Annotated in this window: 17 protein-coding genes; 1 reads left to right on the top strand and 16 read right to left on the bottom strand. The window is 70.5% G+C overall.

The genetic code is table 11. The features are described from left to right. Positions 1-284: 284 nt before the first annotated feature. Positions 285-1,223, top strand: a complete 939-nt coding sequence (locus QM788_RS06370) for a hypothetical protein (RefSeq protein WP_415660642.1) — start codon at positions 285-287, stop codon at positions 1,221-1,223. A gap of 234 nt (positions 1,224-1,457) precedes the next feature. On the opposite strand, the gene QM788_RS06365 is transcribed toward QM788_RS06370, so the two are convergent. From QM788_RS06365 to QM788_RS06290, 16 genes are all read right to left on the bottom strand, one after another. Next, positions 1,458-1,826: a glyoxalase superfamily protein gene (locus QM788_RS06365; protein ID WP_415660641.1), complete on the bottom strand. Its 369-nt coding sequence runs from the start codon at positions 1,824-1,826 to the stop codon at positions 1,458-1,460. A 74-nt stretch (positions 1,827-1,900) separates the two neighbouring features. After that, complete coding sequence (locus QM788_RS06360; protein ID WP_415660640.1) at positions 1,901-2,206, bottom strand: hypothetical protein; 306 nt, start codon at positions 2,204-2,206, stop codon at positions 1,901-1,903. A gap of 50 nt (positions 2,207-2,256) precedes the next feature. Continuing rightward, complete coding sequence (locus QM788_RS06355) at positions 2,257-3,210, bottom strand: glycoside hydrolase family 43 protein (RefSeq protein WP_415660639.1); 954 nt, start codon at positions 3,208-3,210, stop codon at positions 2,257-2,259. Positions 3,211-3,250: 40 nt separating this feature from the next. After that, positions 3,251-4,237, bottom strand: coding sequence for a galactofuranose ABC transporter, permease protein YjfF (yjfF, locus tag QM788_RS06350; protein ID WP_415660638.1), 987 nt, complete (start codon positions 4,235-4,237; stop codon positions 3,251-3,253). 50 nt (positions 4,238-4,287) lie between these two features. Beyond that, positions 4,288-5,301: an ABC transporter permease gene (locus QM788_RS06345; protein ID WP_415660637.1), complete on the bottom strand. Its 1,014-nt coding sequence runs from the start codon at positions 5,299-5,301 to the stop codon at positions 4,288-4,290. Continuing rightward, entirely contained in the window at positions 5,298-6,839 is a 1,542-nt protein-coding gene (locus tag QM788_RS06340; protein WP_415660636.1) for a sugar ABC transporter ATP-binding protein, read from the bottom strand. The genes QM788_RS06345 and QM788_RS06340 overlap by 4 nt, the downstream gene beginning before the upstream one ends. Before the next feature lie 31 nt (positions 6,840-6,870). After that, on the bottom strand, positions 6,871-7,821 hold the full coding sequence (locus tag QM788_RS06335) for an ABC transporter substrate-binding protein (protein ID WP_415660635.1): 951 nt from the start codon (positions 7,819-7,821) through the stop codon (positions 6,871-6,873). Positions 7,822-7,857: 36 nt separating this feature from the next. After that, entirely contained in the window at positions 7,858-8,799 is a 942-nt protein-coding gene (locus QM788_RS06330; RefSeq protein ID WP_415660634.1) for a hypothetical protein, read from the bottom strand. After that, on the bottom strand, positions 8,778-9,767 hold the full coding sequence (locus tag QM788_RS06325; protein WP_415660633.1) for a glycoside hydrolase family 43 protein: 990 nt from the start codon (positions 9,765-9,767) through the stop codon (positions 8,778-8,780). Before QM788_RS06325 ends, QM788_RS06330 begins: the two co-directional genes overlap by 22 nt. Before the next feature lie 114 nt (positions 9,768-9,881). Beyond that, positions 9,882-12,254: a beta-L-arabinofuranosidase domain-containing protein gene (locus QM788_RS06320; RefSeq protein ID WP_415660632.1), complete on the bottom strand. Its 2,373-nt coding sequence runs from the start codon at positions 12,252-12,254 to the stop codon at positions 9,882-9,884. Between the two features lies 1 nt (position 12,255). Continuing rightward, the gene (locus QM788_RS06315; protein WP_415660631.1) at positions 12,256-13,779 is read right to left on the bottom strand and encodes a glycoside hydrolase family 43 protein; all 1,524 of its coding nucleotides are present in this window, start codon (positions 13,777-13,779) and stop codon (positions 12,256-12,258) included. Positions 13,780-13,961: 182 nt separating this feature from the next. Beyond that, a complete protein-coding gene (locus QM788_RS06310) occupies positions 13,962-15,506 on the bottom strand; it encodes an alpha-N-arabinofuranosidase (protein ID WP_415660630.1) in 1,545 nt (514 codons plus the stop codon). Between the two features lie 38 nt (positions 15,507-15,544). Beyond that, positions 15,545-17,131: an aldehyde dehydrogenase (NADP(+)) gene (locus QM788_RS06305; protein WP_415660629.1), complete on the bottom strand. Its 1,587-nt coding sequence runs from the start codon at positions 17,129-17,131 to the stop codon at positions 15,545-15,547. A gap of 11 nt (positions 17,132-17,142) precedes the next feature. After that, on the bottom strand, positions 17,143-18,897 hold the full coding sequence (locus tag QM788_RS06300) for an IlvD/Edd family dehydratase (RefSeq protein ID WP_415660628.1): 1,755 nt from the start codon (positions 18,895-18,897) through the stop codon (positions 17,143-17,145). Between the two features lie 95 nt (positions 18,898-18,992). Beyond that, positions 18,993-19,946: a family 43 glycosylhydrolase gene (locus QM788_RS06295; RefSeq protein ID WP_415660627.1), complete on the bottom strand. Its 954-nt coding sequence runs from the start codon at positions 19,944-19,946 to the stop codon at positions 18,993-18,995. Positions 19,947-20,129: 183 nt separating this feature from the next. Further along, on the bottom strand, positions 20,130-22,808 hold the full coding sequence (locus QM788_RS06290; protein WP_415660626.1) for a TonB-dependent receptor: 2,679 nt from the start codon (positions 22,806-22,808) through the stop codon (positions 20,130-20,132). Positions 22,809-22,934 lie beyond the last annotated feature (126 nt).

Here is a 22,934-nt window from a genome sequence, read left to right as displayed (position 1 = left end):
ACAGGTTACTGGGGTTGGAAGTGGTCAGATCAGGACGTGGGGCAGTCCATGTCGCGGGTTGTCGGAGTTGCAACATGGATATCAACTGGAAGAGTTGTAGTTACAGAACACGACAACTGCAAGTGAGCTTCTGCAACTCCTAACTAGCGACCTGCATCAGCTCGGCAAGAATTCCATCAGTCTCACAGCAGTCCAGCCCCCACCTTACGGATCGATAGCTCGTAGCGCGAGGTTGCAAGGAGAATTGCTAATCCGCCGCGATTTGACGCTGACAAGGTAGATATATGAAATACCGGCCGCTCTACTTTGGTGCATTTGTCATTGCAGCAATAGGTGTCGCATCCTATTTTTTTTTGGGTGGATCTGAAACCCGATCAATCTCTTCTACTGCACCCCACAAAGAAAACGATCAAAAACAGATCACGACCAACAGTCCCAACATATTTTCAACTGAAAAAACAGTCGGTGACTCGATGGCAGAATCTGCCAAGTTGAGTCGTACCGAGATTGCAGCAGCAGCATTAAAAAGCGCAGATGGCTTGATTGTAAAAGATGCTTATGAGCTAGTTCGTGGCTGCAATGCAATAAGTCGACAAAGGGATTATCTGCAGCTGATCACCTCCGGAATTTTCGAAGAGCGGCACCCCTCCATTAGCGAAGGCGAAAAACGTAAGATAGCCGCAGCGGCCCAACGCTCGCTAAACGAATGCGAAGATTTTCTTCGATTGGGGAAGACGAGGCTACAAGAGCTAACCGTCGCACTCCGCAATCGCGGCGAGAAGCTCAAGTCACCACTCTTTGTCAAGCCAGCCGATAAGCGCGAAGAAAGAATTCAAGCAGCAATCCTGCTTAATTCCGGCTCTCAATCGTTAATCGAAGAGGGTGCCTTTCAATTGGTTCGCGCGCTCGATGAGCATGGTGAGACGGCACGAGAGAAGCTTGACGAAGAGCTGTGGGACCGGGCAATATTAATAGCAGGCTGCAAACTTGGTGCATATTGCGATCGTGATTCGGCCGCTTCGGCAGTACTCTGTTGGAAGTCTAGGATTTGCGACAAGGGTATTGAAGAGTACTGGCTGTCCGAGCTGGAGGACGAAGCGGTAGCCACTGTCATCAAACGGAGCGGACTGCTTGTCAACTGGATTAAAAGTGAGTCCGGCCAGGATTTTTCTTCAATTTCAAACTACTCGCAACCAGCGCACGCTGTAAAACTAACCCAATAGTTTTGGGTTCGCCTGGAACCCCAACTTGCACAAACAATCCGCGCCCATCATGGATTGATGGTTGACGAATTACGGGTCAAGCCCCACCTGTTCATGCACAGCTCGCCGGAACAAGTCCGCCGGCTTAGAGCCACCCCTGTCGGGTCCGAAGAACCTGCAAGTCACCGAAATGGCAGCCGGCAGCCGCTAACGCCGGCGCCACGCCAGGCGCATCAGGCGCGCAAAGGCCGCCCCTCAGGTGCTGACCGCATCCGTGAAGGTCAGCCGGTTGCCGAACGGGTCGGTCACGGACACGTCGCGCGAACCCCAGGGCCGGTCTTCGAGGCCGGGGCGCGCGTGGCGGTAGCGCTTGGCGGCGAGTTCGGCGTGGAACGCCTCGATGTCGCTGACACGGATGCGCATCGCGGCGCCCGGGCAGGCGTCGCCGTGGTGCTCGCTCAGGTGCAGCACGCAGCCGCCGCGCGACAGCTGCATGTACAGCGGCAGGTCCGGCGCGAAGCGGTGTTCCCAGTCGATGGCGAAGCCGAGGAAGTCCACATAGAACTCGCGCGCCTTGGCGGCATCGAAGCTGCGCAAGATGGGGGTGACCTGGTCGAACTGCATGGGGCGCAGTGTGGCAGCTTGCCGCAGCGGCCGGCACGGAACCCCGGCTGCGGGCGCGGTGAAGAAGCGCGCCGTCAGCCGCCGCCGTCGCCGTCGGCAAAGGCGGCCTGGAACGCCTCCGCGAACTCCGCCGACGCGCTGAACGTCAGCGTCACCGTCACCCAGCCGCCCGCCTCGTGCTGCACCAGCAGCTCGTGATCCCAGGCGTGGCCGTCCTCCACCGGCCCCTGCCGGCCGCCGAACGCCGCGTGCGCCCAGGCCAGCAGCTGCGCCACCTCGGCCATCACGGCCGCGTGCGCGGCCTCGCGCGTGGAGGCCATGGCCTCCAGCGTGAGGATGCCGTCGGAGCCGTCGCTGAGGTCGAAGATGAGGTGCCGCATGGCCGCAGTGTCGCGGCACCCGGGCGCCACCGGCCGGCCGTGGACGGCCCTCAGCGCCGGCAGCCCGGCGCCGGGTTGGCGGCCGGCCCGGCCTGGGTCTGGTGGATGAACGGGATGCCGCCGTCCGCCCGGTACGCGAACTCCTCGACGGCCACCGAGCGCCGGTGCTCGCCGCCGCCCGGCAGCTCGGCGTTGTGGTAGGCCACGTAGCTCTTGCCGTTGAAGTCGAAGAAGGCCTGGTGGATGGTCTTGGTCTTCAGGTTGCGCGCCATGACGACGCCCTGCGGCGTCCACGGGCCCAGCGGCGACGGGCCGGTCATGTAGGCCGTCTCTTCCGGCCAGTGCTGCGAGTAGCTCAGGTAGTAGGTGGCCCCGCGCTTGTGCAGGTAGGCCGCCTCGACGAAGTGGGGCACCGGCACCGCGGTGATCGGGCCGTCCAGCGTCGTCATGTCGGCCTTCAGCCGGGCGACCTTGAGCACCGTGTTGCCCCAGTACAGGTAGGCCTGGCCGTCGTCGTCCACGAACACGGCCGGGTCGATGTCGTCCCAGGCGATGTCGGTCTGCCGGGTCATGTCGTTGGTGACGAGCGCGGAGCCGCGCGCGTCGACGAAGGGGCCGGTGGGCGAGTCGGACACCGCCACGCCGACCGCGAAGCCCGGCACCGTCGCATGCTCGACCGTCGCGTAGAACCAGTACTTGCCGTGGCGCTTGACCACGTCCGACGCCCACGCGCGGCCCTTGGCCCAGGCGAAGGCCTTGGCCGCCAGCGGCACGCCGTGGTCCTGCCAGGTCGCCATGTCGCAGCTGGAGAACACGCGCCACTCGTGCATCACGTAGTCCTTGCCGCCGGGCGGGGCCTCGTCGCGGCCGGTGAACAGATAGACCCGGCCGCCGTCCACCAGCACGGCGGGGTCGGCCGTGTACAGCGGCGCGAACAGCGGGTTGGCGGCCTGGGCCGCGCCGCAGGCCAGCGCGGCGGCGGCCAGCAGGAGCTTCTTGAACATGGTGTCTTCCATTCCGCGGTGATTCGGGAACCGGGCCCGTTCAGCGCTGCGAGGCGGGGCGGGGCGCATGCGTCAGCAGCCGCTGCACGGCGCAGAACACGAACAGCAGCACGCCGATGACGATCTTGGTCCACCAGGAGCTCAGGCTGCCGTCGAAGGCGATCAGCGTCTGGATCAGTCCCAGCACCAGCACGCCCGACAGCGCGCCGGCCACATAGCCCTGGCCGCCCGTCAGCACGGTGCCGCCGATGACGACGGCGGCGATCGCGTCCAGCTCCACGCCCTGGCCGTGCTGGCCGTAGCCGCTGAGCATGTAGAACGCGAACAGCAGGCCGGCCAGCGCCGCGCAGAAGCCGCTGAGCGCGTAGACGGCCACCTTGGTGCGGCCGACGGCCAGGCCCATCATCAGCGCCGAGGCCTCGCTGCCGCCCAGCGCGTAGACGGTGCGGCCGAAGGCGGTGCCGTGCGCCACCCACAGGCCCGCGCCCAGCACGGCCAGCGCGATGACGGCGCCGGGCGACAGGAAGGCGTCGCCGAGGGGCCCCGGCAGCGGGATCTGCGTCTGCGACAGCGCGACGAACAGCGGCGCGTCGATGGTGATGCTGTCCACGCTGATCAGGAAGCACAGCCCGCGCGCCAGGAACATGCCGGCCAGCGTGACGATGAAGGCCTGCAGCCGGAACACGTGGATGACCAGGCCCTGCAGCGCGCCGAAGGCCGCGCCGCCCAGCAGCGCAACGGCGATGACCAGCCCGGCCGGCCAGTGCGCCACCTGCAGCAGCCAGGCCGCGACCATGGTGGTGAGCGCCAGCACCGAGCCCACCGACAGGTCGATGCCGCCGGACAGGATGACGAAGCTCATGCCCACCGCGATGACGAGCAGGAAGGCGTTGTCGATCAGCAGGTTCAGCAGCACCTGCGGGGTGCCGAAGCCGGTGTAGCCCGCGGCGCCGGCTGCGAACAGCAGCGCCATCAGCGCGACGCTGACCCAGGCGGTGAAGGCCGGCGCGGCCAGCAGGCGCTTCATGGATGCCCCCTTCGCGCCGCGCGCTGCCTCGCCAGGCGGGCGTGCGGCGCTCATGCCGGCCTCCGCGACCAGAACGAAGACTGCGAGATGCACACCGCGAACACCACCACCGCCTTGACCACCATGGTGACCTGCGGCGGCACGCCCAGCGCGTAGATGGCCGAGGTCAGCGTCTGGATGATCAGCGCGCCGACCAGGCTGCCCGCCAGGCTGAACTTGCCGCCGCTGAGCTGGCCGCCGCCCAGCGTGACGGCCAGGATGGCGTCCAGCTCCAGCAGCAGGCCGGCGTTGTTGGCGTCGGCGCTCTTGATGTTGGACGCGACCAGCAGCCCCGCGAGGCCCGCGCCCAGGCTGCAGTAGACGTAGGCGAAGCACGCGACCGCGGCGGTGCGCACGCCGGCCAGCCGCGCGGCGACCGGGTTGATGCCCACCGCCTGGATGAACAGGCCCAGCGCGGTGCGCGTCATCAGCAGCGCGGTGAGGCCGGCCACCAGCGCCACCACGTAGAGCGGCACCGGCAGGCCCAGCACGTGGCCGGCGCCCAGCCAGAAGAAGCTGGCGGGCTCGTAGACGGTGAGGATCTGGCCGTCGGTGACCAGCTGCGCCAGGCCGCGGCCGGCGACCATCAGGATCAGCGTCGCGATGATGGGCTGCAGGCCCAGGCCGGCGACCAGCAGGCCGTTCCACAGGCCGCACAGCAGCGCGGCGCCGAGCGCCGCCGCGAAAGCGACGGCCACGCCGTGGCTGCCCGCCAGCCCGCAGGCCACGGCGCCGGCGATGGCGACGACGGCGCCCACCGACACGTCGATGCCGCGCGTGGCGATCACCAGCGTCATGCCCAGCGCCGCCAGCATCAGCGGCGCGGCGCGGTGCAGGATGTCGACCAGGTTGCCGTACAGCCGGCCGTCCTTGATCTCCAGGTGCAGGAAGCCCGGCACGCTGGCCGCGGCGATCGCCAGCAGCAGCGCCAGCGCGGCCAGCGGGCGGAACAGCGGGTGCTGCCAGGGCCGGCGGCGCGCCGGGTCGGACGGGGGCGGGGTCAGGCTCACGGCGGGGGCGGTCATGCGGCGGCGGGGAGGGCGGGCTCGGCGGCGATCACCTCCAGCACGCTGCGCTCGTCCAGCTCGCCGCGGCGGTAGGTGCCGGCGGCGCGGCGGTCGCGCAGCACGAGGACGCGGTCGCTGCAGTGCAGCACCTCGGGCAGTTCGGAGGAGATGAAGACGATGGCCATGCCCTGGCCGTCCTCGCGGTGGGCCAGCGCGCGGACCTGGTCCATCAGGTCTTCCTTGGCGCGCACGTCGATGCCGCGCGTGGGCTCGTCGAGGATGAGCACGGCCGGCCCGGTCGCCAGCCAGCGGGCCAGCAGCGCCTTCTGCTGGTTGCCGCCGGAGAGCTGGCCGATGGGGGTGTCGGCGCTGGCGGTCTTGATGCCCAGGCGGCGGATGTAGTCGTCGGCCAGCGCCTGCTGACGCTCGCGGCTCATGACCAGGCGCAGGCCGGCCCGGGCCTGCAGCGCGAGCAGGATGTTGTCGCGCACGGAGAGGTCGAGGATGGCGCCCTCGTGCTTGCGGTCCTCGGAGCAGAAGGCCAGGCCGGCGGCGATGGCCTCGCGCGGCGAGCGCCAGCGGCCGGCGCGGCCCGCCGTTTCCACCTGGCCCGTGTCCGCCGCGTCGGCGCCGAACAGCAGGCGCGCGGCCTCGGTGCGGCCCGAGCCCAGCAGGCCCGCCAGGCCCAGCACCTCGCCGCGCCGCAGCACCAGGTCGAGAGGGTGCAGCGCGCCGCGCCGACCAAGGCCCTGCGCCTTCAATACAGGGGCGCCGGTCTTCGGGGCGCGGCTGTCCAGGCGGGCGGGTTGCTGGTCGGGCGGCGCGCCCACCATCTTGTTGACGAGCGCCAGGCGGCCGAGATCGGCGGCCAGGTACTCGCCCTCGGTCTCGCCGTTGCGCATGACCGTGATGCGGTCGGCGAGCGCGTAGGTCTGGTCCAGGAAATGGGTGACGAACAGGATCGCCAGCCCCTGGCCGCGCAGGCGGCGCAGCACCGCGAACAGGCGCTGCACGGCCGCGTCGTCGAGGCTGGAGGTGGGCTCGTCGAGGATGAGCACGCGCGCCGAGACGCGCAGCGCGCGGGCGATGGCCACCATCTGCTGCACGGACAGCGAGTAGCGCGACAGCGGCGCGGCGACATCGATGTCCAGGTCCATCTGCGCGAGCACGCGGCGCGCCTCGGCGTGGACGGCCCGCCAGTCGATGCGGCCCCCGCCCAGCCACGGCTTGCGCGGGAAGCGCCCGGCGCAGATGTTCTCCGCCACGCTGAGGTTGGGGCAGAGGTTGACCTCCTGGTAGACGGTGCGGATGCCCAGCGCCTGCGCGTCCTCGGTGCGCCGGGGCGCGATGGGCCGGCCGTCGAGCGCGATGGTGCCGGCGTCGGGCGTGTACAGGCCCGTCAGCACCTTGATCAGCGTGGACTTGCCGGCGCCGTTCTGGCCCATCAGCGCATGCACCTCGCCGGGGTAGAGGCGCAGGCGCACGTCGCTGAGCGCCTTCACGCCGGGAAAGCCTTTGTGGATGCCGGACAGCTCCAGCACGGGGGCGGCGGTCATGCGCGCGGTTCCGTCGTCGGGCCGGGGCCCGTCAGTACTTGCGCTTCGGCAGCTCCCGCGCCGCCACCTCGGCCGGGAACACCCCTTCCTCCACCGTGACCCGCCGGGCCACCGGCTTCTTCGCCACCACGTCCCGGGCCAGCGCCATCAGCTGCGGCCCGAGCAGCGGGTTGCATTCGACGGTGACGTTCAGCTTGCCCGCCTTCATCGCCTCGAACGCGCCGCGCACGCCGTCGATGGAGATGATGGCGATGTCCACACCCGGCTTCAGCCCGGCCTCCTCGATGGCCTGGATCGCGCCGATCGCCATGTCGTCGTTGTGCGCGTAGAGCACGTCGATCTTCTTGTCGCGCTGCTTCAGGAAGGACTCCATCACCTCCTTGCCCTTGGCGCGCGTGAACTCGCCGGACTGCGAGCGGATGATCTGCAGCCTGGGGTTGGCCTGGATGACCTCCTCGAAGCCCTTCTTGCGGTCGATGGCCGGGGCCGAGCCCACCGTGCCCTGCAGCTCGACGATGTTCAGCGCGGCGTTGGGCGTCCTGGCCGCGCGCTCCAGCAGCCAGCGCGCCGCCTTGCGGCCTTCCTCGACGAAATCGGAGCCGATGAAGGTCGCGTACAGCGACGGGTCGCTGACCTTGACGGCCCGGTCGGTCAGGATGACCGGGATGCGGGCCTTCTGCGCTTCCTTCAGCACCGTGTCCCAGCCGCTCTCGACCACCGGCGAGAACGCGATCACGTCCACCTTCTGCGCGATGAAGCTGCGCAGCGCCTTGACCTGGTTCTCCTGCTTCTGCTGCGCGTCGGCGAACTTCAGCGTGATGCCCGCCGCCTTGGCCGCGGCCTTGATGGAGGCGGTGTTGGCGGTGCGCCATTCGCTCTCGGCGCCGACCTGCGAGAAGCCCATCACCAGCGGCGCGGCCAGGGCGCCCACGGCGGGCAGGGTCAGCGCGGCGGCCAGCAGCGCACGGCGGGCGAGTTTCATCGTCGAGTCTCCGTGATTCATGGTGTGCCGTGCATCCTAGGAAGCCGCCCCATGCGCGGCCAATGACATTTGCCGGCCGACCGATACCGGTTTCGGCATGGCGAGCGTGCCGGCGCGGATCGCGTCGCGCAGGCGCTCGCGCAGCGCGGTGATGGCGGCCGCGCGGGCGGGGTCGCCGCCGGCCTCGCCGGCCAGCACCAGCGCGGCGCGCGAGGCGTGGCAGCCCTCGCCCTGCAGGCAGGCCAGCCAGACGGCGGGGTCGCTGGCGTCGCAGGCCAGGCCGAAGTCGCAGGGCAGCAGCCGCCACGCGGCGGCGCGCAGCCGGCGCCCGGCCTCGCCGTCCTCGCCGCCGGCGTCCGGCACGTCGTCGCCGAGCAGCGCCGGGCCGATCTCATCCAGCAGCAGCGGGTCGGGCCGCGCCAGCACGGCGGCCAGGCGCTCGGGCGTGGCCTCGGCCTCCAGCAGGCGCAGCAGCGGGTCGGCGGGGCCGGACTCGCCGGCCGGCACGCTGGCCAGGGCCAGCCACTCCGGCGCCAGCAGCTGGCCGCAGCCGGCGGCCCAGGCGTCGCGCCAGGCCAGCGCCTGCTGCACGGCGGGGTCGCCGGGGTCGAGCGCCGGGGCAGCCGCGGGCGACGAGCGCAGCGCATCCAGGGCCGCGCAGCGGCGCGCCAGCGCCCGGGCATAGAGGCGGCCGCCCTCGGCCCGCGCCCGCAGCGCGGCCTGCAGCGTCGCGCGCAGCGCCTGGGGCGGCGCGGCGAGCAGCGCGGCGAGCGACGCGGCCTCGGCAGGACGGTCGGCGCGCGCCGCCGCGCTGGCCGGCCGTGCGGCGGCGGACGGCGGGGCCAGCCATGCCAGTTGCGCAGCCTGCGCCTGCGCCGGCGGCGGCTCGGCCGCGGCCGGCGCGGGTGTGCGCAGCGCGACGGCGGCCAGCAGCGCCGCTGCCGCCGCCGCAGCGCTCACCAGACGGCCTGCGGCCACCCGTCGCTCCCCCAGGTCACGCTGTTCATGAAGAGCACCGGCGCGCCGCCGTTCTGCGCGTCGTAGGCGTGCCAGGCCATCACCGAGCCGTCGGCCAGCAGCGACTGCCCGCCCGGCCCCTTGAAGCGCGAGCCGCTGCTCGCCAGCACGGTGCCGCCGCCCGACAGCATCGCCACGCCGGCCTTGTCCACATAGGGCCCGGTGATCGCGGTCGAGCGGCCGACGACGATGTGGTAGCTGCTGTTCGCGCCCTGGCAGCAGGCGCCCTTGGACGCGAACAGGTAGTAGTAGGTCGTGCCGTTGTGCGCCCGCGCGACGACGAAGCCGTTCTCGATGCCGTTGACGCTGTCCTTGGCGATGTTGACGATGCCGCCGGTGGGCGGCTTCAGGTTGACCTTGCTGACGCGGGTGATGTGGATGCCGTTCCAGAACGAGCCGAAGACGAGGTAGGGGTCGCCGTTGGCGGCGAGCACGAAGGCGGGGTCGATGGCGTTGTAGCCGTCGCCGGCCTTGGACTTGAGGATGGCGCCCTGGTCCACCCAGGCGCCGGCCGCGATGCCGCCGGCCGAGGTGGCCAGCCCGATGGCGGACTTCTGCGAGCCGAAGCTGGACACCGCGTAGTAGCAATAGCCCCGGCCCGCGTACTCGCCGCAGCCGGGCGCCCAGACCATCGCGGTCTTGCCGCTGGGCAGGTAGGTGGACCACCACGACAGCCCGCTGCCGAAGATGGGAACGCCCTGCGTCCACGCCAGCCCGTTGGCCGAGTACTTGACGCCGATGCCGCCGTTGTCGGTGGTCTCGAACAGCCACCAGGTGCTGCTGGTCTTGTAGAGGTGGGGGTCGTGCGTGCCGATGGCGCCAGTGAGCGTCCAGGGCGCGGCCTGGACGGGGGCGAGCGCGGCGGCCAGGCCGAGGGCCGTGGCGAGCCGGCACAGCCGGCGCGCGAGGCGCGGCGTCGATGGGGTCATGGTCTGTCTCCTGTCTCGGGTGGCCGGGGTCTGCGCCCCGGTGCGGCCGATGCTAGGAGGGCCGGGCCGGCGAGGCCGATGAAATCTCGGCGCGGCCCGATGCCGCTTTGGGCATCAGCGCAGCAGCCGCAGGCCGTACAGCCCGCCCGCGATGGAGCCGGGCTGGGCGACGAACTTGACGTGGAGCCGGCCGTCGGCGGCGCGCGCCAGGCCGGCGGGCAGCTCGAAGTCGCGCGTGTAGACCGCCTCCTCGCCCGCGTCCGGGGCCAGCTCGATGTCGGCCAGGTGCTGGCCGTTGACCCACAGCGCGAAGCGCCGGCCGGCGTCGCGCGTGGAGAAGCTCAGCCGCAGCACGCGGGCCTCGCCCCGGGGGTCGCTCAGCACATAGCTGAACCACTGCCGCGCATGCCGCCAGCGGCCGGCCGGCGCGATGCCGCTTTCCGCGCCCTCGCCCTGGAAGCCGTGGTCGGCCTCGGGCTGCTGCTCGCCGGGGGCCACCTGGTCGAGGGTGCGCGCGTCCAGCGCCAGCCGCGCCTGCTCGGCCTCGGCCAGCTCGGCGCGCATCAGGCTCTGCCGGGCCGGCGTCGTGCGGCCCCAATAGACCATGTAGCGCGAGTCGTGCAGCCGGAAGAAGGGGATGAGCTGCAGCTCGCCAGCGCCCGTGCCGCCCTCGATGAGCCCGGGCGCCGTGAAGGTCAGCGGCTGCCCCGGCACGGGCTTGAAGCGGCGCATGAAGTCGGCGCGGTCGCTGACGAACACCGGCGCGGCCTGCTGCGGGCACACGGCGCCATGCGCGATGTGGCCCATGCGCGAGCCGTCGGCGCGGAAGTCCAGCGCCTCGCCGGGCTGCGGCGTCCTGGCGGCCAGCACGATGGGGCCGTGCAGCACGGCAACGTAGTCCTTCATGCCGTGCAGCGGCTCCAGCGTCGTGCGCATGGGCAGCTCGACGTCCACCCGGTCGCCCTCCCGCCAGTCGCGGCGCAGCTCGACCTGGCCGCCGGGCCTGGCCGTCACGGCGACCGCCCGGCCGTTGACCCGGACCGCCAGCGCGCCGGGCGCGACCCAGCCGGGGTAGCGGATCTTCAGCGCGAAGCGGCCGGCGCCGTCCACCGTCAGCCGCGTGCGCGGCTCGTCGGGGAAGCGGGTGCTCTGCGTGATGCGGACGCCGCGCTCGCGCCAGTCCAGCGTCGAGGCGACGAAGAGCCTGACGTGCAGCGCGTCGCCGTCCTGCGCGTAGATGAACTCGCCGTGCCGCGCGTGGCTCTCCAGCCCGGAGCCCACGCAGCACCACATGCCGTCGTGGACCTGCGAGTAGACGCGGTAGTGCTGCGGCCGCATCGGCGTGAAGTAGACGAAGCCGCCCTGCGGATGCTGGGACGCGAGGATGTGGTTGTAGAGCGTGCGCTCGTAGTAGTCGACGTAGGCGCCCGCCCGCGGCGACGCCTGGGCCAGCAGCGCCGTGAGCTTGAGCATGTTGTAGCTGTTGCAGGTCTCCGGCCCCTCCACCTCGTTCAGCATGGGCCGGAAGTCGTCCGCCGCGTGGAAATGCTCCTTCACGCTGTTGCCGCCGATGGCGACGGAGCGCTGCTCGACGACCGTGCGCCAGAAGAACTCGGCCGCCTGCCAGCCGTCGCCCTTGCCCTTTCCCTTGCCCTCGCCGCCCAGCTGCGCGATGCGCGCGAAGCCGATGACCTTAGGGATCTGCGTGTTGGCGTGCAGGCCGGTCAGCGTGTCGCGCCCCTCGGCCAGCGGGCGCAGCAGCGCCTGGTGCGAGAAGCGCCGCGCCAGCGCGAGGTAGCGCGCATCGCCGGTCAGCTGCGCCACGTCGGCCAGCACCTCGTTCATGCCGCCGTGCTCGGCGCGCAGCATGTCCTGCATCTGCGCGTCGCTGAGCGGCGCGGTCAGCCGCAGCGCCCAGTCGGCCAGCTTCACCAGCATGGCGCGGGCGTCGGCGTTGCCGGCGTGGACCCAGGCGTCGCGCAGGCCGGCGAACAGCTTGTGCAGGTTGTACCAGGGCACCCAGCGGCCGTTCAGCGAGAAGTTGTCCACCTGGAGCCGGCCCTGCGCGAGCCGCCCCCAGGCCTCGGCGCCGCCGGGGATGCCGCCGAGGTAGCCGGTGCCGATGGCGTCCTGGCAGCGCCTGAGTTCGGCGACGGCCTCGTCCAGCCGCTGTCTGGCCTGCAGGTTGCCGGTGGACGCCCACATCAGCGCCAGCGCCGACAGGTAGTGGCCGCCCATGTGGCCGTCCAGGCCGGTGGACTCCCAGTTGCCGTAGGGCGCCGCGCGGGCCGGCAGCCCCGCCTCGCGCCGGAAGGGCGCCAGCAGCCGGTCGGCGTCCAGCGCCAGCAGGTAGTGCAGGTCGGTGGTCTGCGCGTCGAGGAAGGGGCCGTCCAGCAGGCGCACGCGGTCCAGCGGGAAGGGCTGCGGCGCCGCGCCGGCCGCGTGCGCGGCGAGCGCGAGGGCCAGCGTGGCGAGCAGCCTCCTCACGTCAGGCGCCCGTCCTGATCGCCCACAGCGACACGCCCCCCGACGACAGCGCGCTGAAGCTCACCGTGAAGGCATTGGCATTGGGGTTCCACTGCCGCGACAACACGCCCGAGTAGCTCGTGCCGCCGCTGGTCAGCGTCAGCTTGTTGCTGCCCAGGTGCTGCCAGCTGCCGCTCATGCCGCCGGCCAGCGTGCCGTCGGCATTCAGCGTCACGGTGACCGACGCCTTGGGCGCCGCCGCGATGTCCTTGCCGTGGTCGACCAGCTTGTAGCTGCCGGCCGCCTGCGCCGCGCCGACGTCGGCCGTCTGCGCCGGCGAGGCCAGGCTCAGCGGCGCATGGCGCAGCGGCGCGATGACCAGCCAGCCCTCGTCGTTCAGGTGCATCTCGTGGACGCGCACCTCGTGCTGCTCGCCGCGGCCGGGGAAGCGGGTGTGGAAGACGATGAAGTACTGCCGGGTCGCCGCGTCGTAGCAGGCCGAGTTGTGGCCGGGCGAGACATAGCCCAGCGCCGTGCCGGTCTCGCCGGCGGCCAGCGCGAACTGGTGGCCGCCCATGAGCTTCATGCCGTGCGGGGCGATGCTGGCGTCGTCGAACAGCGGCTTGGCGGGGTCGGCCTTGACGGTGGCCATGTCCTGGCCGGCGCCGTCGACGAAGGGGCCGTCCGGGTTGCGCGAGCGCGCGACGCGCACGTTGTAGCCGCCCGCGGCGTCCAGCCCGCCGAAGGAGACGAACAGGTAGTAGTACTGGCTCTCGGGGCTGTAGAGGATGTAGGCGCCCTCGATGCGCGCATGGTTGCCGCCCATCAGGTGCTTGCCATAGCCCTGGGCCGGCAGCGGCAGGCCGGTGGCGGGGTCCAGCGCCATGATGAAGATGCCGCCCGAGTAGGAGCCGTAGACCATCCACAGCTTGCCCGTCGCGTCGAAGAAAACGGCCGGGTCCACCACGTTGGGGTGCTTGACGGCGTCGTAGACCGTGCCGTCCTCGCTGGGCAGGCCCCATTGGCCGGACTTCAGCAGCAGCTGCTGGTTGGCGTAGGGGCCGTCCACCTTGTCGGCCACGGCGATGCCGAGCGCCGAACGCGGCGAGTCGCCCTTGCAGGCGCAGTAGTACATGCGGTACTTGCCGTCGGCCAGCCTGACGACGTCGGGCGCCCACAGCGTCGTGGCCTGCGCCCAGGCCAGCGCCTCGGCCAGCTCGGTGGTGACCTTGTTGCCGAACAGCGGGTTGGCGTTGTTGACACCGTCGGCCAGCGAGGTCCAGTTCATCAGGTCGGCCGAGCGCGCGGCGGCGAGGTGGGAGCCGAAGACGTAGAACTGGCCGTCGCCGGCGCGGATCACCGAGGGGTCGTGCACCGACACGTTGGTGAAGCCGACGGCCGGCGGCGGGGGTGGCGGCGGCGGAGGCGTGGGCGTCGTCGGGCTGGGGGCGGGCGCGGGGCTGCTGCCGCCACCCCCACCGCCGCAGGCGGTCAGGGCGAGGGCGGCCGAGCCGGCGAGGAAGTCGCGGCGCTTGTGGAAGGCCATGGCGTGTTTGTCTCCGGGTCTTGGGGTTGTGGCCGGCACAGCCTAGGCGGCCGCGCCGCCGCGCACCAATGACATTGCAGGCGCGCGTGATCCTGGTTTCGATATGCCGCATGCGCGCCGCGCACGCAGCGCAAGGCCTGGGCGAGCAGCACGGCGGGGCCAGGCCTTGCGGGGGCGGCTTGTCAGCCCTCGACGGCGACGACGGCGATGGACTTGGCCGGCAGCTTCAGCGTCAGCCGGCCGTCCACGGCCCGGGCCTCGTAGGCCTGCGGCACGACCTGCGGCGCCTTGCCGAGTTCGTTCTGCGCGTCCATCGCGGCGGCGGTCAGCAGCCGGCCCCGGGCGGCCCGGGGCGCGTGGGCGCCGACCTGCAGCGTCAGCTCGGCGGCCTGCGTGGCGTTGGCGTTCACCAGGCCCAGCCAGAGCTTGCCGTCCTTGCCGCGGCCCGCGGTCACGCTCAGCGCCGGCATCTCGAACTTGCCGACCCGGTAGGCCGGGTTGTTCTCCACCCTGGCGGGCAGCGAGGTCGCGTCCTGGAAGGGCGTGTACAGCGAGAAGGCGTGGTAGGTGGGCGTCAGCACCAGCTGGTCCTTGCTGGTGAGGATCATGGCCTGCAGCACGTTGACCATCTGGGCGACGTTGCTCATCTTCACGCGCTCCGCATGGGCGTGGAAGACGTTGAAATGCAGCGCCGCCAGCAGCGCGTCGCGCAGCGTGTTGCGCTGGACCAGGAAGCCGGGGTTGCTGCCGGGCTCGGGGTCGTACCAGCTGCCCCACTCGTCGAAGTAGATCGCCAGCTTCTTCTTCGGGTCGTTCTTGTCGAGGATGGCGCGGCTGCGGGCCAGCGTGTCGTCGATCTTGCCGACCTGCGACAGCATCGAGATCCACTCGGCCTCGGGGAAGCCCGCCGCCGCGCCCTTGCCTTCCCACTGGCCGCTGGGGAAGGTGTAGGCGTGGTGGGCGATGCCGTCGACCTTGTGGCGGATGCTCTTGCTGAGCACGTCGGTCCAGGTGGTGTCGGTGTCGTTGCCGCCGCTGGCGACGAACTGCGGGCGGTTGTGCGCCGGCGTCTTCAGGAAGGTGGACCAGTGCCGGTACAGGTCGGCGTAGTACTCGGGGCGCATGTTGCCGCCGCAGCCCCAGGTCTCGTTGCCCAGCGCGTAGTAGTGGACGCGGAAGGGCTTGTCGCGGCCGTTCTTGCGGCGCAGCTCGACCAGGGTGGCGTTGCCCTCGCCGGTCATGTACTCCAGCCACTCGGCGGCCTCCTGCGGCGAGCCGGTGCCCATGTTGGCGTTCACATAGGCCTCGGCGCCCAGCTGCTCGACCAGGTCGAAGAACTCGTGCGTGCCGACGGCGTTGTTCTCGGGCACGCCGCCCCAGTGGGTGTTGACCTTGACCGGGCGCTTGCCGCGCGGGCCGATGCCGTCGCGCCAGTGGTACTCGTCGGCGAAGCAGCCGCCGGGCCAGCGCACCAGCGGCACCTTCAGGTCCTTCAGCGCGGCGACCACGTCCTTGCGCCAGCCGCGCACGTTGGGGATCCTGGACTCCGGGCCCACCCACATGCCCTCGTAGATGCCGGTGCCCAGGTGCTCGGCGAACTGGCCGTAGATGTTGCGGTGGATGACCGGGCCGGGCCGGTCGGCGTCGACGACGACCTTGATGTCGGCGGCCTGCGCGCCAAGGGCGCAGGCCAAGGTGGCCGCGAGGGCGGCGAGGTGTTGCTTCATCGGTTTGTCTCCTGAGTTCTTTTGCGCTGCCAGGGGCTTCAGTTCCGGGTGAGTGCGCCATCCCGGCGGCGCCAGACGCCGCGCTCGTTGGGCTCGCGCAGCACGGCGGGCAGCAGCGCGCGGGGCAGGTTCTGGTAGCAGACCGGGCGCAGGAAGCGCTGGATGGCGGCCGTGCCGACGGAGCTGCTGCGGCCGTCGCTGGTGGCCGGGAAGGGGCCGCCGTGCACCATCGCGGTGGACACCTCGACGCCGGTCGGGAAGCCGTTGGCCAGGATGCGGCCCACCTTGCGCTCCAGCGCGGGCAGTAGCGCGCGGGCGGCCGTGATGTCGGCCTCGTCGTCGTCCTGCAGCTGCAGCGTCGCGGTGAGCTGGCCTTCCAGGCCCTCGATGACGGCGAGCAGCTCGGCGGCGTCGCGGCAGGCCACCAGCAGCGACGCGGGGCCGAAGATTTCCGCCGCCATCGCGTGGTTGGCGAGGAAGGCCGCGCCCGTGGTCCTGAACAGGCTGGGCGCGCCCTGGCAGCCGCCGGACTCGCCGCGCAGCAGCGCCTCGACGCCGGGCTGGCCGGCCAGCTGCGCCTCGCCGCGCTGGTAGGCGCCGGCGATGCCGGGGGTCAGCATCGCGGCGGCGGGCACGGGCCGCAGCGCCTCGGCGGCGGCGGCGGCGAAGCGGTTGAAGTCGGCGCCGGCCAGGCCCAGCACCAGGCCGGGGTTGGTGCAGAACTGGCCCACGCCCATCGTCAGCGAGGCGGCGAAGCCGGCGGCGATCTCGGCGCCGCGCCGGGCCAGCGCGCCGGGCAGCAGGACGGTGGGGTTGATGCTGCTCATCTCGGCGTAGACGGGGATGGGCTGCGGGCGCGCGGCGGCCACCGCCATCAGCGCCAGGCCGCCGCTGCGCGAGCCGGTGAAGCCGACGGCCTGGATGGCCGGGTGGCGCACCAGCGCCTCGCCGATGCCGTGGCCGCTGCCGGGCAGCAGCGCGAACACGCCGGCCGGCAGGCCGCACTGGCGCACGGCCTCGGCGACCGCGCGGCCCACCAGCTCCGACGTGCCGGGGTGGGCCGAGTGCGCCTTGACGACGACCGGGCAGCCCGCGGCCAGCGCGGCGGCGGTGTCGCCCCCGGCGACCGAGAAGGCCAGCGGGAAGTTGCTGGCGCCGAACACGGCCACCGGGCCGACGCCGACGAAGCGCATCCGCAGGTCCGGCCGCGGCGGGGTGCGCGCGGGCAACGGGCTGTCGATGCGGGCGTCCTGCCAGGAGCCTTCGCGCAGCAGCTCGGCGAACAGCTTGAGCTGGTTCATCGTGCGGCCGCGCTCGCCTTCCAGCCGCGCGCGCGGCAGGCCGGTCTCGGCCATCGCGCGCTGGATCAGCGCGTCGCCCAGCGCCAGGATCTGCGCGGCGATCAGGTCCAGGAAGTCGGCGCGCTCATGGTCGGTCGTCGCGCGGAAGGCGTCGAAGGCGGCGCCGGCCAGCGCGCAGGCGTCGTCCACCTGGGCCGCGTCCACGGCGTGGAAGTCGGGGCCCAGGGCCTCGTTGCGGCCCGGGTCGAAGGCGCGGAAGGCGGCGCCCGCGCCGCGCACCGGCTGGCCGCCGATCAGCGCCAGCCCTTGAATCGTGGAGTCCATGAGGTCGTTCTTCAGTGGGAATGGCGGGGCACGGCCGAGCCGCGCCGGCCGCGCAGGAAATCGAAATCGCAGCCCTCGTCGGCCTGCAGCACATGCTGGACGTAGAGCTGGCGGTAGCCGCTGGCGTCGGCCGGGTCCACGGTCTGCGCGGCGGCCCAGTCGGCCAGGCGCTGCTGCAGCTCGGCCTCGGGCACGTCCAGGTGCAGGCGGCCGGCGGCGCAGTCCAGCTCGATCCAGTCGCCCTCGCGCACGACGGCCAGCGGCCCGCCCGCGCGTGCCTCGGGCGCGACGTGCAGCACGACGGTGCCGTAGGCGGTGCCGCTCATGCGCGCGTCGGAGATGCGCACCATGTCCTTCACGCCGGCCGCGAGCAGCTTGGGCGGCAGGCCCATGTTGCCGACCTCGGCCATGCCGGGGTAGCCGCGCGGGCCGCAGTTCTTCATGACGAGCACGGAGTCCGCGTCCACGGCCAGGTCGGGATCGACGATGCGGGCCTTGTAGTCCTCGAAGTTCTCGAACACGACGGCGCGGCCGCGGTGCCGCATCAGCGCGGGCGTGGCGGCCGAGGGCTTGAGCACGGCGCCGCGCGGCGCGAGGTTGCCGCGCAGGATGCAGATGCCGCCGTCGGCGATCAGCGGCCTGTCGAGCGGGCGGATGACTTCGTCGTCGTAGATGGGCGCGTCGGCGACGTTGGCCCAGAGGCTGCGGCCGTTGACGGTCAGCGCGTCCTTGTGCGGCAGCAGGCCGGCCTCGCCGAGGCGGCGCAGCACGGCGGGCAGGCCGCCGGCGTAATAGAACTCTTCCATCAGGAAGCGGCCCGAGGGCAGCAGGTCCACGAGGGTCGGCGTGCCGCGGCCGATGCGGGTCCAGTCCTCCAGCTCCAGGTCCACGCCGATGCGCCCGGCGATGGCCTTCAGGTGGATGACGGCGTTGGTGGAGCCGCCGATGGCGGCGTTGACGCGGATGGCGTTCTCGAAGGCCTGTTTCGTCAGCACCTTGGACAGCGTGAGCTGCTCCCAGACCATCTCGACGATGCGCATGCCGGACAGATGGGCCAGCACATAGCGCCGCGCATCGACGGCGGGGATGGCCGCGTTGTGCGGCAGCGAGGTGCCGAGCGCCTCGGCCATGCAGGCCATGGTGGACGCGGTGCCCATGGTGTTGCAGGTGCCGGCCGAGCGCGAGTGGCCGGCCTCGGCGGCCATGAAGTCGTGCAGGCTGATCTCGCCGGCCTTGACCTGCTCGTGCAGTTGCCAGACGGCCGTGCCCGAGCCGATGTTCTTGCCGCCCAGCTTGCCGTTGAGCATGGGGCCGCCGGTGACGACGATGGCCGGCACGTCCACGCTGGCCGCGCCCATCAGCAGCGCGGGCGTGGTCTTGTCGCAGCCGACCAGCAGCACGACGGCATCCATCGGGTTGCCGCGGATGCTTTCCTCCACGTCCATGCTGGCGAGGTTGCGCGTCAGCATCGCCGTGGGGCGCAGGTTGCTCTCGCCGTTGGAGAACACCGGGAACTCGACCGGCCAGCCGCCCGCCTCCAGGATGCCCTTCTTCACGTGCTCGGCGAGCTTGCGGAAATGGGCGTTGCAGGGCGTCAGCTCGCTCCAGGTGTTGCAGATGCCGATGATGGGCTTGCCCTGGAACTCGTGGTCGGGGATGCCCTGGTTCTTCATCCAGGAGCGGTACATGAAGCCGTTCTTGTCCTGGGTGCCGAACCACTCGGCGGAACGCAGCTTGACCTTGCTCTTCTTGTCGTCAGTCGTCATGTCGTCTCGTCTCGGATGTCGTTCAAGGCCATGCTAGGCAGCGGTGGAATTCCGATCCAATCAATTTCCTCGGCGATGCGATGCCGAATCGGGTATCAGTCCCGCCGCGACGGCTTGCCGAAGACCGGCATGCCGTCCGCATCCCAGCGCAGCGGCTTGACGAAGGTGTGGCGGTCGGGGTTCCACAGCGGGTCGCCGTCGATCTCGGTGTAGGTGCGGGCGTGGTAGACCAGCAGCACCTCGCCCGGCGTGGCGCCCTCGGTGAAGCTGTTGTGGCCGGGGCCGAAGACGCTGTCCTCGGGCGCGCTGCGCATCACCGGCTCGCGCGACTTGCGCCAGCTGGCCGGGTCGAGCAGGTCAGCGTTCTCGTCGGCCCACAGCAGGCCCATCGCGTAGTTCTCGTCGGTGGCGCTGGCCGAGTAGCTGACGAAGACGCGGCCATGGCGGACCAGCACGGACGGGCCCTCGTTGACGAGGAAGCCGCGGCATTCCCAGTCGAACTCCGGCCGGCTGAGCCGGACCGGCGCGCCGCCGAGCTGCCAGGGCGTGCGCATCGGCGCGAGGTAGAGGTTGGAGTTGCCGGGGATGGCCGGGTCCTTCTGCGCCCACAAGTAGTAGAGCTGGCCGCGGTGGGTGAAGGTGGTGGCGTCCAGGCAGAAGCTGTCCATGCCGCTGTCCACCTGGCCCAGGAACTCCCACGCGCCGGTGAACGGGTCGGCCGCCGGGTTGCGGATCGCGTACATGCGGTGCTGGAACATGCCGTTGGCGTCCAGCGCGCGGGTGGGCGCGGCCGCGAAGTAGACGTACCAGGCGCCCTGGTTGAAATGCAGCTCGGGCGCCCAGACCAGTTCCGACCACGGCCCGCTGTCGGGCTTGCGCCAGGCGACGTAGGCCGGCGCGTTGGCCAGCCCGTCAACGCTCGTCGCGCGGCGCAGCTCGATGCGGTCGTATTGCGGCACCGAGGCGGTGAAGTAATACACGCCGTCGGCGTGGCGGGAGATGTGGGGGTCGGCGCGCTGGGGGATCAGCGGTTTGAGCAGGTCGGGCATGGGGGCATTCTTTTGCGCGTTGGTTCGTGACATGGGGCGGGGCGGGGCGCAGGAGGGCGGGTGGCCCTGATGCTCCGTGTCCCGGCGCCAATCCAGTCCTCGCAGCAACGGCAATACAAAAGGGCGTTGCCACAGGCGAGGCCCGCGCAACGCCCGAACGGGGAGGGGCTCAAACCCCTTGGGTCACAGCTTCCAGCGCACCGACACCCCCACCGTCCGGTCGTAGTAGCGCACGTCGCGGACGATCGAGGGGTTCTTGTCGAAGTAGTCGTGGTAAGACTGGTTGAGCAGATTCGTCACATCCACCGACAGCGTCCACTGCTTGTTGAAGGTGTAGCCGAAAGAGGCATCCAGCGTCTTCAGCGGTGCCACCCACAACTCGCGGCCGGTGGAGCGGTAGGGTTTTTCGGCCAGGAACTTGTCGCGCCAGTTGTAGGCCAGGCGGGCATAGACGTTGTTGTACTCGTACAGGCCCACCAGGTTGTAGGAAGCCTTGGACTGGCCGAGGAAGGGGCCTTCCACACCATTCGGATCGGTTTGCTTGCCGCTCATGTAGGTGTAGTTGGCCTCCAGACCGAAGCCGCTCAGCCAGCCCGGCAGGAAGTCGTAGAACTGCCGGTAGCTCAGTTCGTAGCCATGCAGCTTGGCGTCGCTGATGTTGATGGGCTGCGTGACGTTGTAGCGGGTGCCGTTGATGGTGGTTTCCACCGTCTTCGAGAACACGCGGTTCTTGAACTTGTGCTGGAACACAGTGCCAGTCAGCGAGCCGGTGCGGGCGAAGTACCACTCCAGCGAGGTGTCCACGTTGGCGGACTCGGTGGGCTTGAGGTCCGGGTTGCCGCCCGCGATGGTGCCGAAAGTCACGCCACCGGCCGGCTCCGTGCGAGTCACGCCCGGGTTGTAGTCGTTGAAGGCGGGCCGCTCTATGGTTTTGCCGGCCACCAGGCGGGCGATCAGCCTGGATGTCAATTCGGCCTTCAGCGACAGCATGGGCAGTACGTCGGTGCGCGAGGTGTCCAGGTTGACCGGCGTGATGGCGCCGGTGTTGGCGTTCTTGGAGTTGCCCTTCAGCTTCTGGTCGGTCTGCACGACGCGCAGGCCGAACACGCCGGTCACCGGCACGCGGCCAATGTCGAAGCCGAACTTGGTTCGGCCATAGACCGCCTTGGTGGTTTCGACGTCATCGAACAGCGTCATCGGGTCGTAGGGCGTCAACGCGCCATTGCCGTTCGTCAGCAGCTTGCGGAAGGCTTCGCCGTTGTCCAGCAGCCAGTCACGGTCGGCAAAGACGTATTGCTTGACGCCAAAGTCGCCCCAGGTGCTGGGCGACACCGAGAACATGTCGGCGTAGGCGGCCTGGTCCACCGTCTCACCGGCGCCGGGGAAACCCACGGCCCAGGGCATCGTGGTACCGATGGACATCGCCGTGCGCCGCGCCACGCGCACCCCGCCGCTGACCTCGCGGAAGAAGCCGTCGCCCACGTCATAGGTGGCGTCGGCGCGCCAATCCTTGCTCTTGCCTTCGCGCTCGCCACGCACGTCCACGCCACCATTGATGCGGAAGTTGGCCTTGCTGGTCATGTCCAGGCCGGGATAGTCGATGAAGCCGCCGCCGTCCTGCACCTTGGCCACCACGTTCACCGGCGCATAGCCGCTGTCCAGGATGCGGTTGACCCAGTCGATCTGGCTGTTGGTGACGGCCAGCTCGCTGGACAGACGCAGGCGGTCGCTCACATCCCAATGGCCGCCCAGCGCGGTCTGCGCGTTGGAAACGATGTCGCGCTTGGCCTGCGTGGACGTGAAGCCCCAGCCACCAACGCTGGTGATGGTGTCGGCCAAGTCGGTGCCAGGCTTGGCGGTGATGACCGTGCCACCCGCTGGGCGCCAGGTGCCGGCATCGTTCCACATGCCGATGCCTCCCACCAGGAAGGACTGTTGATAGCGGTGGTCGATGGAGGTGGCGAAGCCTTCCAGGTAGACCTCCTTGTCGGCGCTGGGCTTCCACTGCAGCGCGAAGTTTCCGGCCAGGCGCTTGCGGTCGCCCAGGTCCAACACGCGGCCCATGGCGTCGGAGGCCAGGATGGGATTGGTGCGGTCCGGCACGGCGATGTTCTGCGGGTCACCCACCCAGGCGCGCTCATCGTGGTACTTGCCGCGCTGGTAAGACAGGCCCAGCAGCGCGCCGAACTCGCCCAGGCCGGTCTTCCAGCGGTTGGAGGCCATGCCGCTGAGGTCGGGGTTGTCCACGTCGGCCTTGTCACGGTGCTCCATGCGGCCGTTGACGTAGAACTGTGCGCCCTTGAAGTCGAAAGGGCGATTGGTGCGCACGTCGATGGCGCCAGCCGTGCCGCCTTCGGGCAGGCTGGCTTCCTGCGTCTTGTAGACGTCGATGCGCTTGAGCATCGTGGCCGGCACGTCGGCCAGGAACAGGTTGCGGCCCGAATCGGTGAAGAACTCGCGGCCATTGAGCAGCGTAGCGACGCCACCCAGGCCGCGCACGATGACCGTGCCTGCCTCACCCATGCCGCGCTGCAACTGCACGCCCGGCACCCGGCCGAGCAGCTCGGCGACGTTCTTGTCGGGGAACTTGCCGATGTCCTCGGCGACGATGGAATCGACGACCTGATCGGCGTTCTTTTTGATGGCCTGCGCCGTCTCGGCCGACGCACGAGCGCCGGTGATAACCACCGTCTCGAGCTGGCTCTCGGCCTGGGCGGCCCTGGCGGCCTCCTGGGCCAGCGCGCCGGTGGACAGCGCCGCCAGCGCGGCGGCGGCGGCCGTCAGGCGCAGGGAACAACGGGGGGCGGAACGGGCGGCGGATGCGGCGCCTGCACGCGGCGGCACCAGGGTGGGTCGGTTCATGGAGTCTCCGGGATTCGTTATGAGATCCACCCCGTCCCGGCAGGCGCCGGTGGCACGGGGGGCATGAATTCATGCTAGGGGGCTCATTGATCCCGGACTAATCACATTTTTGGACTTGTCGATGCC

The sequence above is a fragment of the Roseateles sp. genome (assembly GCF_047654785.1).
Classification (GTDB): Bacteria; Pseudomonadota; Gammaproteobacteria; order Burkholderiales; family Burkholderiaceae_C; genus Pelomonas.
The sequence above is the reverse complement of the archived record's forward strand: the minus strand, read 5'-3'. Positions and strand labels throughout refer to the sequence as shown.

Coding starts and splice junctions, on each gene's coding strand:
- QM788_RS06310 (WP_415660630.1), bottom strand. CDS start 15,506: ATGAAGCAACACCTCGCCGCCCTCGCGGCCACCTTGGCCTGCGCCCTT.
- QM788_RS06340 (WP_415660636.1), bottom strand. CDS start 6,839: ATGACCGCCGCCCCCGTGCTGGAGCTGTCCGGCATCCACAAAGGCTTT.
- QM788_RS06370 (WP_415660642.1), top strand. CDS start 285: ATGAAATACCGGCCGCTCTACTTTGGTGCATTTGTCATTGCAGCAATA.
- yjfF (WP_415660638.1), bottom strand. CDS start 4,237: ATGAAGCGCCTGCTGGCCGCGCCGGCCTTCACCGCCTGGGTCAGCGTC.
- QM788_RS06300 (WP_415660628.1), bottom strand. CDS start 18,897: ATGACGACTGACGACAAGAAGAGCAAGGTCAAGCTGCGTTCCGCCGAG.
- QM788_RS06305 (WP_415660629.1), bottom strand. CDS start 17,131: ATGGACTCCACGATTCAAGGGCTGGCGCTGATCGGCGGCCAGCCGGTG.
- QM788_RS06290 (WP_415660626.1), bottom strand. CDS start 22,808: ATGAACCGACCCACCCTGGTGCCGCCGCGTGCAGGCGCCGCATCCGCC.
- QM788_RS06315 (WP_415660631.1), bottom strand. CDS start 13,779: ATGGCCTTCCACAAGCGCCGCGACTTCCTCGCCGGCTCGGCCGCCCTC.
- QM788_RS06325 (WP_415660633.1), bottom strand. CDS start 9,767: ATGACCCCATCGACGCCGCGCCTCGCGCGCCGGCTGTGCCGGCTCGCC.
- QM788_RS06365 (WP_415660641.1), bottom strand. CDS start 1,826: ATGCAGTTCGACCAGGTCACCCCCATCTTGCGCAGCTTCGATGCCGCC.
- QM788_RS06335 (WP_415660635.1), bottom strand. CDS start 7,821: ATGAAACTCGCCCGCCGTGCGCTGCTGGCCGCCGCGCTGACCCTGCCC.
- QM788_RS06360 (WP_415660640.1), bottom strand. CDS start 2,206: ATGCGGCACCTCATCTTCGACCTCAGCGACGGCTCCGACGGCATCCTC.
- QM788_RS06345 (WP_415660637.1), bottom strand. CDS start 5,301: ATGACCGCCCCCGCCGTGAGCCTGACCCCGCCCCCGTCCGACCCGGCG.
- QM788_RS06295 (WP_415660627.1), bottom strand. CDS start 19,946: ATGCCCGACCTGCTCAAACCGCTGATCCCCCAGCGCGCCGACCCCCAC.
- QM788_RS06355 (WP_415660639.1), bottom strand. CDS start 3,210: ATGTTCAAGAAGCTCCTGCTGGCCGCCGCCGCGCTGGCCTGCGGCGCG.